The organism is Vibrio sp., from assembly GCF_048266485.1.
Lineage (GTDB): Bacteria > Pseudomonadota > Gammaproteobacteria > Enterobacterales > Vibrionaceae > Vibrio.
In genome coordinates, this window is sequence record NZ_JBLWZK010000001.1 from 186,898 (window position 1) to 204,314 (window position 17,417).

16 protein-coding genes are annotated in these 17,417 nt (G+C 41.2%); 8 read left to right on the forward strand and 8 right to left on the reverse strand.

Annotation, left to right across the window (positions count from 1 at the left end; translation table 11 throughout):
- Positions 1-161 precede the first annotated feature (161 nt).
- The 6 genes from ACN0T8_RS00875 to pspF form a co-directional block, all read right to left on the reverse strand.
- Positions 162-950 (reverse strand): ATP-binding cassette domain-containing protein, encoded by a 789-nt coding sequence (locus ACN0T8_RS00875; RefSeq protein WP_417878799.1) that lies wholly within the window; start codon positions 948-950, stop codon positions 162-164.
- Positions 947-1,978 (reverse strand): oligopeptide/dipeptide ABC transporter ATP-binding protein, encoded by a 1,032-nt coding sequence (locus ACN0T8_RS00880; protein ID WP_417878800.1) that lies wholly within the window; start codon positions 1,976-1,978, stop codon positions 947-949. Before ACN0T8_RS00880 ends, ACN0T8_RS00875 begins: the two co-directional genes overlap by 4 nt.
- Positions 1,978-2,865 (reverse strand): ABC transporter permease subunit, encoded by an 888-nt coding sequence (locus tag ACN0T8_RS00885; protein ID WP_417878801.1) that lies wholly within the window; start codon positions 2,863-2,865, stop codon positions 1,978-1,980. The genes ACN0T8_RS00880 and ACN0T8_RS00885 overlap by 1 nt, the downstream gene beginning before the upstream one ends.
- On the reverse strand, positions 2,852-3,814 hold the full coding sequence (locus ACN0T8_RS00890) for an ABC transporter permease (protein ID WP_417878802.1): 963 nt from the start codon (positions 3,812-3,814) through the stop codon (positions 2,852-2,854). The genes ACN0T8_RS00885 and ACN0T8_RS00890 overlap by 14 nt, the downstream gene beginning before the upstream one ends.
- On the reverse strand, positions 3,814-5,436 hold the full coding sequence (locus ACN0T8_RS00895; protein WP_417878803.1) for an ABC transporter substrate-binding protein: 1,623 nt from the start codon (positions 5,434-5,436) through the stop codon (positions 3,814-3,816). The genes ACN0T8_RS00890 and ACN0T8_RS00895 overlap by 1 nt, the downstream gene beginning before the upstream one ends.
- A gap of 116 nt (positions 5,437-5,552) precedes the next feature.
- Positions 5,553-6,629, reverse strand: a complete 1,077-nt coding sequence (gene pspF / locus ACN0T8_RS00900; protein WP_417878804.1) for a phage shock protein operon transcriptional activator — start codon at positions 6,627-6,629, stop codon at positions 5,553-5,555.
- Positions 6,630-6,816: 187 nt separating this feature from the next.
- Between pspF and pspA the strand changes: the two genes are divergently transcribed.
- The 7 genes from pspA (at position 6,817) to ACN0T8_RS00935 (ending at position 12,733) form a co-directional block, all read left to right on the forward strand.
- Positions 6,817-7,482 (forward strand): phage shock protein PspA, encoded by a 666-nt coding sequence (gene pspA, locus ACN0T8_RS00905; protein ID WP_417878805.1) that lies wholly within the window; start codon positions 6,817-6,819, stop codon positions 7,480-7,482.
- A 37-nt stretch (positions 7,483-7,519) separates the two neighbouring features.
- Entirely contained in the window at positions 7,520-7,750 is a 231-nt protein-coding gene (pspB, locus tag ACN0T8_RS00910; RefSeq protein WP_027696089.1) for an envelope stress response membrane protein PspB, read from the forward strand.
- The gene (gene pspC / locus ACN0T8_RS00915; protein ID WP_417878806.1) at positions 7,743-8,144 is read left to right on the forward strand and encodes an envelope stress response membrane protein PspC; all 402 of its coding nucleotides are present in this window, start codon (positions 7,743-7,745) and stop codon (positions 8,142-8,144) included. The genes pspB and pspC overlap by 8 nt, the downstream gene beginning before the upstream one ends.
- 237 nt (positions 8,145-8,381) lie before the next feature.
- A complete protein-coding gene (locus ACN0T8_RS00920) occupies positions 8,382-8,969 on the forward strand; it encodes a DNA-3-methyladenine glycosylase I (RefSeq protein ID WP_417878807.1) in 588 nt (195 codons plus the stop codon).
- A 70-nt stretch (positions 8,970-9,039) separates the two neighbouring features.
- The gene (locus ACN0T8_RS00925; protein ID WP_417878808.1) at positions 9,040-11,097 is read left to right on the forward strand and encodes a BCCT family transporter; all 2,058 of its coding nucleotides are present in this window, start codon (positions 9,040-9,042) and stop codon (positions 11,095-11,097) included.
- A 207-nt stretch (positions 11,098-11,304) separates the two neighbouring features.
- Positions 11,305-11,907 carry a recombinase family protein gene (locus ACN0T8_RS00930; protein WP_417878809.1) on the forward strand — a complete coding sequence of 201 codons (603 nt, stop codon included), beginning with the start codon at positions 11,305-11,307 and terminating at the stop codon, positions 11,905-11,907.
- 25 nt (positions 11,908-11,932) lie between these two features.
- Positions 11,933-12,733, forward strand: a complete 801-nt coding sequence (locus ACN0T8_RS00935; RefSeq protein ID WP_417878810.1) for a siderophore-interacting protein — start codon at positions 11,933-11,935, stop codon at positions 12,731-12,733.
- 82 nt (positions 12,734-12,815) lie between these two features.
- Here the strand turns inward: ACN0T8_RS00935 and ACN0T8_RS00940 are convergent, their stop codons facing one another.
- Both ACN0T8_RS00940 and cls read right to left on the reverse strand, forming a co-directional pair.
- Positions 12,816-14,012 (reverse strand): cystathionine beta-lyase, encoded by a 1,197-nt coding sequence (locus ACN0T8_RS00940; protein ID WP_417878811.1) that lies wholly within the window; start codon positions 14,010-14,012, stop codon positions 12,816-12,818.
- Between the two features lie 52 nt (positions 14,013-14,064).
- A complete protein-coding gene (gene cls / locus ACN0T8_RS00945; protein WP_417878812.1) occupies positions 14,065-15,519 on the reverse strand; it encodes a cardiolipin synthase in 1,455 nt (484 codons plus the stop codon).
- A 535-nt stretch (positions 15,520-16,054) separates the two neighbouring features.
- Between cls and ACN0T8_RS00950 the strand changes: the two genes are divergently transcribed.
- Complete coding sequence (locus ACN0T8_RS00950) at positions 16,055-17,395, forward strand: sodium-dependent transporter (RefSeq protein WP_417878813.1); 1,341 nt, start codon at positions 16,055-16,057, stop codon at positions 17,393-17,395.
- Positions 17,396-17,417 lie beyond the last annotated feature (22 nt).

Here is a 17,417-nt window from a genome sequence, read left to right on the forward strand (position 1 = left end):
TAGGTTTGTTGACGGCGTTCATTCACTCTAATCGAATAGGCAAGCTATTTTGATGGGGGCCGTATTCACTTGGGTATATATTAAATGCGATTTCCCCCCTCTTGCTTCGTTATTGAAACAAGAGGGTAGCCTTGTTATTTCAAGTGGTTATTTCAAATGATTTACTTTAAATGGTTCGGCGTCTTATGGAAGTGATTTTCTATCAACTTCTGACTGATGATATGTTGGGGATGGGCAATCACTTGTTGAGTGTCACCAGATTCCACTACTTTACCTTCGTGCATCACTATTAACTTGTCTGTGATGTGCTTAACCACACCAATATGTTGAGAAACATACACAAATGACACGCCCATTTCTTCTTGTAACTCTAAGAATAGGTTGATGATCTGTGAGCGCATTGCCATATCAAGCCCGTTAAGCGCTTCATCTGCGACAATGATTGAAGGTTGAAGTACTAAGGCTCTTGCAAGACAAACACGTTGCTTTTGGCCTGTGGCGAGCATTTGAGGGTAAAAGTAGGCATGTTCTGGCAATAAACCTACACGGATTAGCGTTTCTTTAACTCGATGAATTCGCGCTTCTGGTGACATTTGTGTATTACGTTTGAGTGGCTCTTCCAAAATTCGACCAATTTGAATGCGAGGATTCAAGGAGGTGTTGGGGTCTTGGAATATCATTCGAATTAATTTACAGCGGGTGGAGTAGTCTTTATCAAACAACTGCTCGCCATTGACGAATATTTTGCCATGGCTCGGTTCGGTAACACCAGCGAGCATTTTCGCCAGTGTGGATTTTCCTGAGCCATTTTGTCCGATAATGCCTAAAGTTTGCCCCGGCTCTAAGGTAAATGAAATGGGCTTAACTGCTTTATGAACACGCTTATGAAAGAAACCGGAGCGCGTGACAAAGTTTTTCGATAAATCGATGACTTCTAATAGCGCACTCATACGTGTTTCTCCGTTTTTGCGTTCTTCTCTAACGTTGAACGTTTTTCCATATTAAGTGGAAAGTGGCAACTGAACTTATGGTTCTTAATTTTCTTTCTTGCCGGTATATGAACACATTTAGTTTGCGCGTAAGGACAACGAGGCCCAAGACGACAGCCAATCGGTAAATGCTGCAATGGTGGGATTGAACCTGGTAGAGAAGGCAAGCGACTCTTATGAGGGATCCATTCATTAAAATCTGGCATTGCATGCAATAGAGCAACGGTATAAGGATGCTTCGGTTCAGTCAAAATATGTTTAGTATTGGCCGATTCAACAGATTGACCGCAATACATGACCGTAATACGGGTTGCCCATTGGGTAATGGTTGTGAGGTCGTGTCCAATTAACATGATAGTAGTGTTATTGACTTGATTTAAACGACTCAGCAATCTCAGTATTTGGGACTGAGTAATGGGGTCAAGATCATTGGTTGGCTCATCTGCGATGAGTAGTTTAGGCTTGGAAGCTATCGCCATCGCAATCATAATCTTTTGACATTGACCATCGGTGAGCTCGTATGGGTAACAATTCATCACCTGACGGTGATCTTTAATACCTACTTTATGAAGTAGTGCTTTGGCTAACTTATGACGCCAGTGCCAGCGTTGCCACCATTTGCCTTCAAAGGATGATGAAGGAATCGACTCACGTAGTTGGTGGCCAATTTGTTCTGATGGATCGAGGCAACTACTCGGTTCTTGGAAAATGACCGCAATATCACGAGCAATCACACGGCGACGCTCTTTCGGTGTGAGTTGTAGAAGGTCGATACTGCCAAGCCGCATGCGGTCGGCTGAGATTTTCCACGTATCTTTTGTTAGTCCTACAATCGCTTTTGCGACTAGGCTTTTACCTGAACCAGATTCACCTACTAAACCGCGAATTTCACCTTCATTTAACGTCAGGCTCATGCGTTCAACGGCTTTTACGGTGCCATGTGGCGTTTCGATTTCAATAGTTAAATTGCGAATATCGAGTAATGGCATTATTCGGTCCCCGCGCTAAGTGAATGACGAACGCCTTCACCGACTAAATTAATAATGATGACCGAAAACATAATAAATAGACCGGGTAGTGTGACTGTCCATGGTGCGAGATAAATCAAATCCACTGAATCACCAAGCATGGTTCCCCATTCAGGAGTAGGGGCTTGAGCTCCCAATTCTAAAAAGCCTAGAGCACTAATATCTAGAATAGCCATCGAGGCTGCAAGTGTCATTTCAGTAGCAATCACGGTAGATAAGTTTGGTAAGATAGAGTTCCACAATAAGTGAAAGTTATTTGCACCATCTAAGCGAGCGGCAATGTTGTAGTCTTTTTCCATCTCGGCATTCACTGCAATATAGACCGAGCGAATGAAGCGGGGGATAAGTGCTAAGCAAATCGCTAATAGAATATTAAATTCGCCAGTACCAAGAAATGCCACAAAGATAATTGCCAGTAAGATCGATGGAATAGACATTACGGTATCAAGTAAATGATTTAAGGTGCTTGATAATAAACCTTTAGTCATGCCAGCAAAAATACCGATAGTACAACCGATAAGAGTAGCGATTAGCATAATGAATAGGCCAGAAGCAAAGGTCAATTGCGTACCAATAATTAGACGAGAAAGAATATCGCGGCCAATATCATCAGTACCTAGAAAGTACTCAACACTCCCTTCTGGGTTCCATGATGGTGGCTGTAAACGGTGTACGCTTTGCATCAAAGGATCATGCGGTGCTAACCACTGAGCACTGATGGTAACTAGCAATAAAATAACGAAGCACCATAAGCCAAACATTGCTAGACTGTTTGCTCGATAACTGCGCCAAAAGCGTTCAAATTGACCAGGAATACGGTCTTCTTGATAAATGTTATTTGACAGCATACCACTGCTTCCTTACCAAAGGGTTAACCATTACGCCAATTAGATCCGACAGAATATTGACGAGTAAAACGAAGGTCGCGACGGTAATAACGCCTGCTTGAATTGAAACGTAATCTTTATCAGCCAAAGCATCGAGTAACCAACGACCAATGCCTGGCCAGTTAAAGATGGATTCGGTAATAATCGCATAAGTCAGCATAGTAGAAAGCTGTACGCCTACCTTGGGAATAATCGGCGGAATCGCATTACGTAATACATGCTGAAAGATAATTTCATAGGTTGATAAACCACGGATACGTGCCGCGCGAATGTAGTTTTGCTTACGCACTTCAGCCACCGATGAACGCATTAAGCGAATGACTTCAGTTGTCGGTGCCAGCGCTAATACGATACATGGTAGAAGTAGGTGCATCATTACACTATGAATCAATTCTAGGCGATTCGCTTCATTGGTTATGAAAGCATCAATCGTGGCAAAGCCGGTGATATAAGGCACTTCGAGTAATAAATCATGCCTGCCTGAAACGGGTGTGTAACCTAGGTTCAAAGAAAAGAACATGATCATCATTAATGCAATCCAGAAAATTGGAATGGAATAACCAACCATTGAAGTAAATGAGATAAAGGTATCGACCCATTTTCCTTGGCGCATTCCGGCAATTGTGCCAATAGGAATACCGATGATCAGCGAGACGATCATAGCAAAAAAGCATAATTCTAAAGTGGCGGGAAACACTAATTTGATTTCGTCAATAATCGGATCGCCGTGCAGACTAACCCCAAGATTGAATTGGCTTAATTGGCCTACGTAAGTGAACCAACCTTGAAAGAAATCTTGAATGGCCCATGGCGAAAGAGGATCTAGACGTAAAATACTATAGCCAATGAGCGTTAAAATTAACAAGGTAATGATGAATAAGTTTATGCGGCGCAGGGTGTAAACCAGCATTATTTTTCCCTTACAACGTGTTCAAAGCTACCCGAATTAAAAGGGTTTAATACAAAGCCACTTAATGAGCTATGATGTACTTGATATTGTACGCCATGAGCGATTGGAATGATCGGTAATTCTTGAGTGAGCATAGTTTGCGCTTGATGATATAAGTTTAACCGGTGACGAGTTTGCTCGCTTTCACGTGCTAACGTCAATAAAAAATCAAAATCAGCGTCACACCACATTGAAATATTTAAGCTGGCTCGTTGTGCCTCGCAAGATAATTGAGGTCTCATTAAGCTATCTGGTTCGCCAGTATTAGCTGCCCAACCAGTAAGAACTAGATCAGTATTCGGTTGCTGAGTGAGTGTATCTCGTCGACCAAATTTTTCAGTTAAAATCGAAAGTGTTACTCCAATATCAGCAAAATTACCCTGAAGTAATTCCGCGGTTTTGTGTGGATTTGGGTTATAAGACTGTGCCGCCAGTGGAACCCACATAGTGAGCGTCAATCCATCCTCAAAACCTGCTTGTTTCAATAAGGCTTTTGCGTATTGGCGATCATAACGAATTTGAACGCTGTTGTCTTGATATGCCCATGAATCTGCGGGTAATAATGAGGTTGCGATATAACCTTGACCAAAATAGACCGCATCAATGATGTTTTTTCGGTTAATCGCAAAACTTAATGCTTGGCGTACACGAACATCATTAAGTGCAAAGTGTTGAGTGTTAAGCGAAAGAAATGCCACATTCATAGCTTTACTGATGTTTGAATGAATATCAGTATTGTCATTGATAAGAGTCAGTTGACTGGAAATAGGATCCGTCATCACATCACATTCTTGAGTCAATAACTTGGCAAGTGATCCGGTTCCTCGGGGGCCAAAATCAAACACCACTTGCTTCATGTTCGCTGGATGATGCCAATAATTAGTGTGTTTTGTTAAACGAATTAATTCATTATGTTGAGACTTTTCTAATTGAAATGGGCCAGTCCCAATTGGAAGTTCATCTAATTTTGATTTGTCATCTAGGGTGGCAAGTTGGTGTGCATATTCCTGAGAATGAATAGCAGCAAAAACGGTAGAGAGATTATCGAGAAAAGTATTGTCAGGATGAGAAAGAGTAAATTGAACGTGTTGTTCATCAATTGCCTTAACATCTTTCACTAGGCGAGAAAAACCGATGCTCTGAAACCAAGGGTAGTGGCCACCGTTGACATAATGATAAGGATTCGATGAATCAATAATACGCTTAAAGCTAAACACAACATCGTCAGCATTCATTGGGCGTGAAGGCTGAAACCAAGAGGTTTGATGAAATTGAACATTGGGTCGTAAGGTAAAGGTGTATTGAGTTTTGTCCTCATTCACTTGCCATTTGGTCGCTAAGTTAGACTTAGGTTTAAAATCAATAGGATCGAGCGTGAGTAGAGAGTCAAATAATTGCGGGCCGATCGATTTAATATTATCGCCACCATCGGAAAGCTGTGGATTCAAAAACTGTGGATGAGTAGTGCCACAATAGACAAAACCATTCATTCGGGCTTGTTGGCTTTTTTCGGCATCATTACACCCTGCGAGCATTAAAGGCGCAAATAGTGACAGTAATAAACAGTGTAATGACTTAGACATTGAATTCTTCTCTAAATTATATGCCCAAGTGACTTCAATTTGCCTTGCCTAAAGCTTGTTTTATTCTTGCGGAAACTCGCACCTTGAAGTTACTGGGTATAAACGAACAATATTGGTTAATCTTGTTGATCTTTTCCTATCATGTCATATTTCCTGAGCATTCCCCTAAATTGATGGTAGCTCAAGCCTAAAAGCTTAGCCGCATTTCTTTGGTGGTATTTAGCTTGCTTTAAGCTTTGTTTCAATAGTTGAATATCTTGCTCTTGTTGCCATTGTTTATAGTTTAGCGGGAGGCTTAAAGTGTTTTCTGAATAAATTATAGGTGCGGTGTTTGTGTTAATTTTTGTTACGATGTCACTTTTTATGTCACTCGATGAAGAAACAAATGAAGTTGTAGGTGAGGCTTTTGATAATGAATCAATGACGCGAGATTGGAAAGGATTAAACTCAATCTCGTCAATTTTACCTTCTTGAGTACCATGACGATACACCGCACGTTCAACGACATTCTTTAGTTCTCGAACATTACCCGGCCAAGCATAAACACACAGTTCATTTAAGGCTCTAGTACTAAAGCCGGTAAACAATGGCAAACTGAGTTCCTGACACATTTGAATTGCATAGTGTTCGGCTAACAGTGGAATGTCTTCTAGGCGCTGCCTGAGTGGCGGAAGGTGGATGACATCAAAGGCTAAGCGATCTAATAAATCGGCTCGGAATAAACCTTGCTGTGCCATTTGCAGTAAATCGGCGTTGGTTGCACATACTAGGCGAACATTGGCTTGTAAGGTTTTATGGCCACCGACGCGTTCATATTCGCCATATTCAATCACTCTCAATAATTTTTCTTGCACTGAGAATGGCGCGGTTGCCAGCTCATCTAAAAATAAGGTGCCGCTTTCTGCGCGTTCAAATCGCCCTTTGTGTTGGCCTTTAGAGCCGGTAAAGGAGCCGGATTCATGACCAAACAATTCTGAATCAATTAAGCCTTCGTTGAGTGCCGAGCAGTTTAAGCTGATTAAAGGATGCTGCCAGCGCTTGGACAAGTAATGCAGTCGTTGAGCAATGAGTTCTTTACCGGTTCCTCTTTCGCCAATAATCAGAATAGGACGCTCAATCACGGCTAGTTGTGATGTTTTATCTAAAGCTGCAAGAAAAGCTGCAGATTGTCCTATGATATTTTGTGCTTTCATGGGCGTCCTTTAACGGTGTTAGCTTAATTTACTAATAATTAGCTAAAATAGTCATTTTATGCAAGGTGTTTTCAGTGTTGTGAATTATTGTTATTTAATATCAGTGGGTTAAAAATTGGCACGCTTCATGTATTAGTGTGGAGTAAGTATTGAATTTATTACACGACACATTAAGAAGGAGTCGAACATGGGTATTTTTTCTCGTTTTGCCGACATCGTTAATTCAAATATCAGTTCTCTATTAGATAAAGCGGAAGATCCTGAAAAAATGATCCGCCTTATCATTCAAGAAATGGAAGATACACTGGTAGAAGTACGAACTCACTCTGCGAAAGCGTTAGCAGATAATAAAGAACTGACTCGTCGTATTGAGTTTCTTGAAGAGCAAGTTGAAGATTGGAAAAACAAAGCGTCTTTAGCGATTCAAAAGCAGCGCGAAGATTTAGCTCGTGGCGCGTTAATTGAAAAACAGAAAGCGGAAGAACAGCTTAAAAACTTACGCAATGAAAAAACACTACTCACTGAATCTATCGAAAAATTAGCCGGAGAAATCAGTAAGCTTGAGACTAAGATTGTTGAAACTCGAGCTAAGCAGAAATCGATAGTGATGCGTCGCCAAGCCGCTGGCCATCGTCGTGATATCAAAAAGCAATTGCATACCGGTAAAACGGAAGAAGCAATGTCTAAGTTTGAGCAATACGAACGTAAAATTGATGAACTAGAAGCTGAAGCGGATAGTTATGATTTAGGTGAAAAAGGCAAAGATCTGAACCAAGAGTTTGCTGAGTTGCAGGCAGATGATGAAATTGAACAAGAGCTAGAAAAACTTAAGAAAAGTCTGCAAGATAAGTAATGTTCATTATTTTAATAACAATAATTAGGAGCTGTTCATGAGTAGTTTTTTCGTGGCACCGCTGATTGTATTTTTAATTTTTGTTGCGCCGTTGTGGTTGCTGCTTCATTACCGTAGTAAGCGTAAAGTGGCGCATGGTTTGTCGAGCGATGAGCTTGAGCAACTAAAGTCGCTAGCCGAGCGAGCGGAAAGTGTGCAGCAACGTGTCAAAACGTTAGAAAAAATCTTAGACGCTGAGGCGCCAAATTGGAGGCGTGATCATGGCTAAAGGAATGGATAGAGAAGCGTTATATCGCGAGCCTAAGAATGGTAAGTTAGCTGGTGTATGTGCCGGGTTAGGTCGTTACTTTGGTATGGAAGCCTGGTGGGTACGGATTATAGTTGTGTCAGCTTTCTTGCTTGGTGGTGGGATTTTAGTGCTGTTCGCTTACTTCGGCCTATGGCTGATGCTAGAAAAGCGCCCAGATAATTTAATTGCAGCGGACGAGTTCGATTTCGACCATACCATCAAGAGTAAACCTTGGCAAACAGGGCAGCTACCAGCGGAACTCTTAACCGACCTTGATAAAGAGTATGCGCTATTAGAAAATAAAATTCGTGATATGGAAGCTTATGTGACGTCTGATGCTTACAAGGTTAATAAAGAATTCAGTAAGTTATAGTTTTTAATACGCGTGTTATATCTATACCCAAAGTCATTGGAGTTGCAGTGAGGCGACAAGTGAATGAGACCCATGAGCATAGCTCGCCTATGTGATTGGGCGAAAGAACGCTGTCAACAAAGCTGCAGATTCAAGTACAAAGGGTATACTTTAAATTGATCAATATTAAAATTCCCACCTCTGATTCAGCTATGCTGTGTCAGAGGTTTTTTTTCGACTAACTAATTGGAAAGTTATATGACACAGCAAGTGGATACAACATGTGGTTGGGCAATTAAGCATGACAATGAACGTGAATATCATGATCAAGAGTGGGGCGTTCCTGTGTTCGATGACACTAAGTTATTTGAGTTCATTTGTTTAGAAGGCGCGCAAGCTGGGTTGAGTTGGCGAACTATTTTAAATAAGCGTGCTGGATATGTTGCGGCATTTGAAGGTTTTGATATTGAAAAGTTGAGTCAGTATGATGAAACACGAGTACCATACATTATTGATAATTTTGATGTTGTTAAACATAAAGGAAAAATCGCTTCTGTATATTCTAATGCTCGGGCGGCCAAAGTTCTACAAAAAGAATATGGCTCGTTAAGTAATGCGCTTTGGCAGTTTGTCGATGGTGATCCGGTTCAGAGTGGTTGGACAGATATGTCTCAAGTTCCAGCGGTAACGGAACAATCAAAAGCGATGAGTAAATTTTTAAAGAAAAACGGCTTTAAATTTATGGGTGAGACAATTTGCTACGCTTTCATGCAGGCGGTTGGAATGGTTAATGATCATGTTGTCGATTGCCCATGTTATAGTAAGTGTCAAAAGATGAAAAAATAAAACAATAATCGTTATTACCTTTTGTTAGTAATTATTTGTTATAAAATTGAAAATTAAATAGGAGAAACAAATGGATGTTTCGGCAACTAAACGGAAATCAACAGTGTTGATCCCCGTTTTTATACCCGCCGTTATCGTTATTGCTTTATTGGTAATTGGAACGATATCAAACCCAGAGAGAGCTGGTGTATTTTTCTCTGAATTACTGTCTGATGTTACGACTAACTTCGGCTGGTTTTATATGTTGGCAGTGGCAATATTTTTAGTCTTCATTGTGACAGTTGCTGTTAGTAAGTGGGGTGAGATAAAACTTGGTCCTGATCATGCTGAGCCTGAATATAGCTTTACTGAATGGTTTGCGATGCTGTTCTCTGCGGGTTACGGTATTGCCTTATTATTCTTTGGCGTAGCCGAGCCGGTTTTACACTATGCCGCGCCACCAACCGCTGCACCAGAGACGATTGATGCAGCACGTGAAGCGATGCAAATTGCTTTCTTCCACTGGGGTTTCCACATTTGGGCCATTTATGGTGTAGTTGGTTTAGCACTAGCATATTTTGCTTTCCGTCACGGTCTTCCTCTTTCTATGCGTTCAACCTTGTACCCATTGATCGGTGATAAAATCCACGGGCCAATTGGTCACACGGTAGATGTATTTGCGATCTTGGGTACCTTGTTTGGTATTGCAACGACGCTTGGTTTATCGGTCACTCAGATCAACACAGGTTTACACTACCTATGGCCTGAGATTCCAATTAATAGCACCGTACAAATTATCGCTATTACGCTGATCACTTTATGTGCACTTGTTTCAGTATTAGCGGGTATAGATAAAGGGGTGAAAAACTTATCCCTATTGAATATCGCATTGGCTTTATTATTAATGCTATTCGTATTCGTAGCGGGCCCAACATTGTTTATCTTAAATACCTTTATGCAAAATACAGGTAGCTACTTAAGCAATATCGTTGAGCGTACTTTCAACCTGCAAGCTTATGTATCAAGCGATTGGATTGGTAACTGGACATTGTTCATCTTCGGTTGGACGATTGCATGGGCACCATTTGTTGGCTTGTTTATCGCGAAAATCAGCCGTGGCCGTACCATTCGTCAATTTGTTGTAGGCGTAATGGTTGTACCAACTATCTTTACTTTCCTATGGTTCTCTGTGTTTGGCGATACTGCACTACACATGATCATGACAGATGGTTACCACCACATCATTCAAGAAGTTCAAGATAATAACGCTATTGCTTTGTTCAAACTGTTTGAACGTCTACCAATGACATCGATCATCTCGTTTGTCACGGTTATCTTGATCATTACTTTCTTTGTAACTTCATCGGATTCCGGCTCATTAGTTATTGACTCGTTAGCTTCTGGTGGTGTGCAAGAAACACCAGCATGGCAGCGTACTTTCTGGGTGGCAACCGAAGGGATTGTAGCGTCAGTTCTACTACTAGCGGGTGGTCTAGGGGCCTTACAAACCGCAAGTGTGGTGAGTGCCTTACCATTTGCTATCATCATGTTGATTGCGATGGTGGGTATGATCAAAGCACTACGCATTGAAGGGCACCATGAAGATAGTCAGCAGCAATATATGCAGACTCAACAATCAAACTCTAGCCCTGTAGGTAAAGGTTTGTGGAAAAAACGCCTAGCTAACTTGGTAGATTTCCCTGTTCGCGCAGATGTTGAGAAGTTCATTAGTGTGACTGCACTAAATAGCATGAAGCGTGTAGAGCAAGAACTAGAAGAACAAGATTGGGAAGCGGAAGTTACCTTCGATGAAGAACTGTGCCGCGCACACTTTGAAGTATTCAAAGAGGGCCAAGTTGAGTTCATCTATGAAATTCGTCTACGTGGTTACGACTTACCAGAGTTTGCTTATGATGAAGGTGAAGAGCCGGAAGATAAGTACTACTACCGTGCAGAAGTATTCTTACGCCGTGGTGGTCAAGCTTACGATGTATATAACTACGAGCAACAAGATATTATTAACGACATCTTAAACCAGTTCGAACGTTACCTACACTTCATCCATATTTCTCCAGGGATCCTACCTTGGAATATGGAAGAGCATGATGATGATGTGCCACCTGAACAACCAGAGCCGTCTAAATCATAATCTTTAAATAGTTAAAATCTTTAAATAACCAAATATCAAAGCCTTATCAATTCATGGTAAGGCTTTTTTGATCTTAGCTGTTATTAAAATTACGGTTCATTTAGTGTTGTGTTTGACATGTGAGCCATAATGGCTCATTATTTTTCAAGTTAACACCAAATGAGCTTTTAGGTGTTTCATCTTTTTTCATCCGATGACGGAAAAAATATGACTCAAAAAAAAACGATTGGGTATTTGCGAATGTCGCCCAAAGTGGAAGATATTGATAATCGTATTGATGTGATGACGAACGAAACGCAAGCCGTCTTGTATATCGAACGAGGTATTCGCGGAAATGTTGCTTTAGAGGATAGGCCAGAATTTCAAAAAGCTTATGCTCAATTAAAAGCTGGCGATACGCTACTTATCTGGTGGATGACGGATTTCGGTCTTGGCTTCAAATTAGCCTATGACGTGATCACAGAGCTTCTTAATAAAGGCATTATTGTAAGAACTTACCACCAGAATCTAATTTTTAAGCCAAACGATGAGCAGACCGATACGATGCTTCGATTGATTAAAGGTTATGAAGAAATTGAAACTTATCAGCGCTTAATGGCGGCAGAGTTAGGTCGCAGAAAACTTAAAGGTAACCCGAGCGAGTGGCAAGCCAAATTCAAAGGTCGACGAGCTAATCGTGAGTTACATCAGAAGATTGCTCAGTTACTCACTAGTGATAAAACCTTACAAGCGATTGCTGATGAAACCGGAGCCAGTATCTCGACAGTAAAACGCGTTAAAGCTAAGTTGCAGAATAAAGCTAATCATTAATTGCTGATAGAAAAAAGGAATAGACATGAAACCAAACAGAAAACCTAAACTTGCTACTGTTGTGAACACTTTTGAACTTTCAGCAAATATGCAGCGCGTGATTTTACAGGGCGAAGACTTTAAATCATTACAAGCCACAGACCTAGGCGGCTACATTAAATTAATGTTTCACCCTGAAGGCCATACGGATATTTCAAACCTTGGAGAAGGGGAACGTCCGGTTATGCGCACTTACACTATTAGTGAATTAGATCTTGATAGAGGTCAGATCGCAGTCGATTTTGTAAAGCATGAAGCGGATGAAAAGCACAAAATCATCAGCCAAGAACAAGGTGGTTATGCGATTCATTGGGCGATGAATGCAAAAGTAGGTGACACGATTTCGATTGGTGGCCCGGGAACGAGTCAAGTGATAGACCTGAATGCTGAGCAAGTGTTTATGGTAGCAGATATGACCGCGATTCCCGCGATAACGGAAAAACTGAACAAGCTTGAGCAAAATGCGGTTGGTCATGTAGTCGTGCAATTAACTTCGCCGCAAGATAATCCAAACTGGAAGTTACCAGCAGGCATGCAGTTACACACGGTTATTGGTCATCAACCAAGTCTGCTAAGTGATGCGGTTATTCAGTTATCCATTGATAGCCAAGATGTCTCGATTTGGTGTGCTTGTGAATTCACAGCGATGAAAGCAATTCGCACTCACTTTAATAACCAAGACGCGATACAGCGTGAAAAGAGTTACTTTAGTAGTTACTGGAAGCAAGGCGTGACAGAAGATGGTCACAAAGTGATTAAACGTGAAGATGCGGAGAGTTTGAGCTAAGTTTTTAGTATTCTCAATTTGAATAGAACTCTTGGATAAAGTGCGTTAAGTTTATAGACCTAACGCACTTTTTATTAAAAGGCTAGTTATTTAACTCGGTATTATAAGCCTCAAAACCGCGATCTAAATCTTCAATCAGATCGTCTACGTTTTCTAAGCCGATGTGCAATCGTACTAGCGTGCCTTCAAAGTGCGGATTCGATACCGTTCGCATGTTATCGAAGCTGCTTGGCTCATTGGCGAGGATTAAACTTTCATAACCACCCCAAGAATAGCCCATGCTGAAATGCTCTACGGTATCAAGTAGGGCAGTTGTCGCTTTCTTATTACTGGTCTTTAGTACAAATGAGAATAGGCCATTAGAGCCAGTAAAATCACGCAGGAAGTATTCGTGCCCCGGACAAGATGGTAGTGCTGGGTGGCGAACATGATCGACTTCAGGGCGAGTTTCTAACCATTTAGCAATTGCGATACTGTTTTGCTCATGTTGCTTCAAACGCACGCTTAAAGTACGCAAACCACGCAAGCCGGTGTAGGCATCATCTGGTGATACACATTGACCAAGTAAGTAGCTTTGCTCACGGAGTTGTGGCCAGTATTTTTCGTTGGCAACCGCAGTACCCAACATCACATCAGAGTGACCGACGATGTATTTGGTTGCGGCTTGAATCGATACATCAACACCATGGTCAAACGGTGAAAAGTTAACACCAGCGCCCCAAGTATTGTCGAGCATCACGATAATGTCGTGTTCATGAGCAATGCGAGAAAGGGTTGGTACATCTTGCACTTCCATGGTGTAAGAGCCCGGAGATTCGGTAAATAGAATTTTAGTATTTGGGCGGATTAAATCACGAATACCTTCGCCGATACTTGGCTCATAATAAGTGGTTTCAATGCCCATTTTTTTGAGAATGATATTGCAGAAATCACGGGTTGGTTCATAGCAACTATCAACCATTAAAATGTGGTCGCCATGCTCAACGAAAGACAAAATTGAATTGGTGATCGCAGCAGCGCCGCAAGGGTAGAGTGCACAACCGGCACCACCTTCGATTTGGGTCATGGCTTCTTGAAAGGCGAAATGAGTTTCGGTACCACGACGACCATAAAATAAGGTATGGCCTTGGCGCTTCATCGTGGCTTCGTTTTTTTCAGCAACCGTATTAAATACCACAGTCGAGGCGCGTTGAACGGGTGGGTTGACCACACCGTGAGTCCATTTTTTATTGCGTCCTGCATTGACCAGTTTTGTTTCGTACTTCTCTGATTCTGACATTTAATATCCTTATATTTGTTAGAACTTATCGCTTTCTACTAATCATATTGCCTTATAGCAAAGGATTAAATAAGTAGAAGACTCTTTCTAGCATTCGGTGGGCAAAATTACGTTGTTCCCACCTTTCTTTTGAAACTAAGGTAGATTGTTTTAAGTAATTTTCTTGTACCCAATATAACTCTTTGGTGAATTCATAATCATCGACCGCGAGAGTTAATTCAAAGTTAAGCCACAAGCTTCTCATATCTAAGTTAACACTACCTATTAGGCAGTATTGCTGATCAATGACAACGGATTTGGTGTGTAATAGACCAGCATCAAATTGATAAATATGTACACCCGCATCAAGTAGTTCACTAAAGAAAGACTTGGAAGCCCAGTTCACTAATAGAGAATCGTTCTTCTTCGGTATCAATAATTCAACGGTAATGCCACGCTGAGCGGTCATTTTGATTACTTGCAATAAGTTGTCACTAGGGACGAAATAAGGCGTGGTAATACGAACCGATTGTTTTGCTTGATTAATCGCGAGTGTTAAAACTTGCTGAATGAGATTCTCAGGCATCCCTGGGCCAGATGGCACTACTTGAATTGGATGTAATGCGCCAGTGTTTTCTATTGTACAAACAGGGAAGGTAGGTAGATGGCGTTCTCCGGTTTCAACCTCCCAGTCCCAAGCATGAATTGAGGCAAGTACATTAACCGTAGGGCCTGTCACCCGAACCATTACGTCAATCCATTCGCCTACGCCAGCATCTTTTTTGAAGTATTCCGGATCAACCATATTCATTGAACCGGTATAGGCAACTTCATCATCAATAGTGATAATTTTACGGTGTAGTCGTAGATCCAATCGACGGAAGAACACACGAAAGGCATTTACTGCTAACGCCTGGCGAATATCAATACCCGCTTCCAACATTAATTTATGCCAATGGCTACGGAAGAATTTAGGACTACCTGCCGAGTCAATTAAGATCTGAATATTAACGCCTCGTTTAGCAGCTTGAATCAGCGCAGCATTGACTGAATCGATTAGACCGCCACTTTGCCAGATATAAAATTCCATTCGAATATTGGTTTGTGCTTGTTCAATATCATCAATGATTGAGTGCAGAATTTTATCCGGTGTGTCCTGTAGCGATAGGGTGTTGCCACACAATGCAGGAATAACGGTGCGGTTGGTACAAAGGTCATGAATTTGCGCCAGTTGTAAATTGAGTAAAGTCGGTTGGTGGGCTTGGCATTCATGTAATTGAGTAAACCATTCACCATAAGGGGCAAACATACTTTGTGATCGTTCGGCGCGCTTACGACCGAGGTTAAGTTCGCCAAATAGAAAATAAAATAGAACGCCAACAAAAGGAATGATGTAAATGATCATTAGCCAAGCAAGCGAGACACTCACGGCACGGCGCTTAATCACAACACGAATGGTAACCCCTGCGACGAGAAGCCAATAACTAATCACACCTGCTAGCGCAACAATTTGATAGAACTTTTCCATTTATTCCTTTGATATCACCGACTTCACAGATCTCGATACTACCATTATTTGGTTTGATATTTGAATCATATCAGATTGGTTTGAAAGGTGCTTACATTCCTTTGCCTAAAGGTTAGATGGAGCTCTGAATTCAGCTTCTTGAAGTCTCGTGAGTACATATTGTTGTCGTATGAAAGGAGGGCACTTTGTTATAAATAATATGGGTTAGTTAGACCAATCAGAAAATGAATGGATAGTTAACGCTATACCTAAATAACTTCATTAGCAAAAATTGCTAAATTAAGCGACCAGAGTGATTGATGTTAATCAATTGTTGCGTGAAGTTCTGATGTGTTATGAGGGTTTGATGATTTTATGCTCAAATATCCTCTTAATTGCACTTTTTATACTGCTTTAACTTTAAATCCACCACATAAACTGTTCTACTTGCAACCTTATTGATAAAATTCATATTGGTCGTGTGTAAATTAATTTTTACATGACTGTAAGTTATAATAATTATTGGCTTTAAGCTTAAAACACAACGGAAAGTATTATGGCGTCAGGTTCACGTGCTCAGTTTAGTTCTAAATTGGGTTTTATTATGGCAGCAGCGGGATCAGCTGTTGGATTAGGAAATGTTTGGGGTTTCCCAACACAAGCAGCAAGTAACGGTGGAGCCGTTTTTTTGATTGTGTACTTGGTGATGGTCGCAGTTCTTGCTCTACCTATGTTGATTGCAGAATTAACCATTGGTCGTTATGGACAAGCGAGCCCGTTACGTTCGGTTGCAAGTATTTGGCCTAAGCGTAGTAAAATGCCTGTTGGCTTTGGTTTACTTGGCTTGTTAACGGCTTTAATGATCTTGAGTTTTTATTCGATTATTGCCGGTTGGCTTGTTGGTTATTTAGTGAGTCCAATACTAGATTTGATCGGACTACATACTGCAGCAAATTGGTTAGAATCATTTAACCTTGAAAGAAACCTAGTACTTGCCTTGGTGTTTATTGGTTTAACCATGAAGATCGTGATGAGTGGAGTAACGGATGGAATCGAGCGTTGGTCATCTCGTTTAATGCCGCTGTTGGTTGGTTTATTCATCGTCATGATTGTCTATATTTTGACTCAAGATGGCGCAATGGACGGTTTAAAAATGTATCTTGTTCCTGATGTCTCTCATTTCAGTGCTGATTTAGTAGTAGGTGCTATGGGACAAGCCTTTTTCTCATTATCTCTAGGTGTGACGGTAATGATGGTTTATGGCTCATATCTGCCAAAAGACATTAATATTCCAAAAACCGCGGCGCAAGTGGCCGCGATTGATACGGGGATTGCATTTGGTGCGGGTTTGCTGATTCTACCAGCAATGTTTGTCGCACAAAAACACGGTGTACAGATTTATGATCAAGCGGGTCAGTTATTAAATTCAGATACTTTGGTTTTTACTGTTTTGCCTGCTATGTTCGACTCGATGGGAAGTGTTGGTGTTATTGTGAGTATCCTATTCTTCGCATTAATGTTAATTGCAGCATTAACTTCATCGATTTCAATGCTAGAAGTGCCGGTTTCATGTGCGATTGAAGAGCTTGGTCATTCTCGAAAAAAAGCTGTTTGGTGGATTGGTGGTGTTGCTCTAGTGCTTGCGGCAGCAATTGTTTTTAACTTTGGAACTTTATTCGGTCTCGTTATTACCGTTTCAACCGTTTACCTACAGCCTTTACTAGGTCTTGTTTGGGCCATTTGTGCGGGGTGGGTGTGGAATCGTGCAGGTTTATTGGAAGAGATTCGTCAAGGTAACCCAGATGTTGAGGGTAGCTTTTTCTGGAAAGTGTGGCCAAACTATTTGCGTTACGTATGCCCAATTTTAATGGGATTAGTATTCTGGGTGACAATCTAACTTATCCTCTTTTTTTATTGCG

Coding starts and splice junctions, on each gene's coding strand:
- ACN0T8_RS00875 (WP_417878799.1), bottom strand. CDS start 950: ATGAGTGCGCTATTAGAAGTCATCGATTTATCGAAAAACTTTGTCACG.
- ACN0T8_RS00880 (WP_417878800.1), bottom strand. CDS start 1,978: ATGCCATTACTCGATATTCGCAATTTAACTATTGAAATCGAAACGCCA.
- ACN0T8_RS00885 (WP_417878801.1), bottom strand. CDS start 2,865: ATGCTGTCAAATAACATTTATCAAGAAGACCGTATTCCTGGTCAATTT.
- ACN0T8_RS00890 (WP_417878802.1), bottom strand. CDS start 3,814: ATGCTGGTTTACACCCTGCGCCGCATAAACTTATTCATCATTACCTTG.
- ACN0T8_RS00895 (WP_417878803.1), bottom strand. CDS start 5,436: ATGTCTAAGTCATTACACTGTTTATTACTGTCACTATTTGCGCCTTTA.
- pspF (WP_417878804.1), bottom strand. CDS start 6,629: ATGAAAGCACAAAATATCATAGGACAATCTGCAGCTTTTCTTGCAGCT.
- pspA (WP_417878805.1), top strand. CDS start 6,817: ATGGGTATTTTTTCTCGTTTTGCCGACATCGTTAATTCAAATATCAGT.
- pspB (WP_027696089.1), top strand. CDS start 7,520: ATGAGTAGTTTTTTCGTGGCACCGCTGATTGTATTTTTAATTTTTGTT.
- pspC (WP_417878806.1), top strand. CDS start 7,743: ATGGCTAAAGGAATGGATAGAGAAGCGTTATATCGCGAGCCTAAGAAT.
- ACN0T8_RS00920 (WP_417878807.1), top strand. CDS start 8,382: ATGACACAGCAAGTGGATACAACATGTGGTTGGGCAATTAAGCATGAC.
- ACN0T8_RS00925 (WP_417878808.1), top strand. CDS start 9,040: ATGGATGTTTCGGCAACTAAACGGAAATCAACAGTGTTGATCCCCGTT.
- ACN0T8_RS00930 (WP_417878809.1), top strand. CDS start 11,305: ATGACTCAAAAAAAAACGATTGGGTATTTGCGAATGTCGCCCAAAGTG.
- ACN0T8_RS00935 (WP_417878810.1), top strand. CDS start 11,933: ATGAAACCAAACAGAAAACCTAAACTTGCTACTGTTGTGAACACTTTT.
- ACN0T8_RS00940 (WP_417878811.1), bottom strand. CDS start 14,012: ATGTCAGAATCAGAGAAGTACGAAACAAAACTGGTCAATGCAGGACGC.
- cls (WP_417878812.1), bottom strand. CDS start 15,519: ATGGAAAAGTTCTATCAAATTGTTGCGCTAGCAGGTGTGATTAGTTAT.
- ACN0T8_RS00950 (WP_417878813.1), top strand. CDS start 16,055: ATGGCGTCAGGTTCACGTGCTCAGTTTAGTTCTAAATTGGGTTTTATT.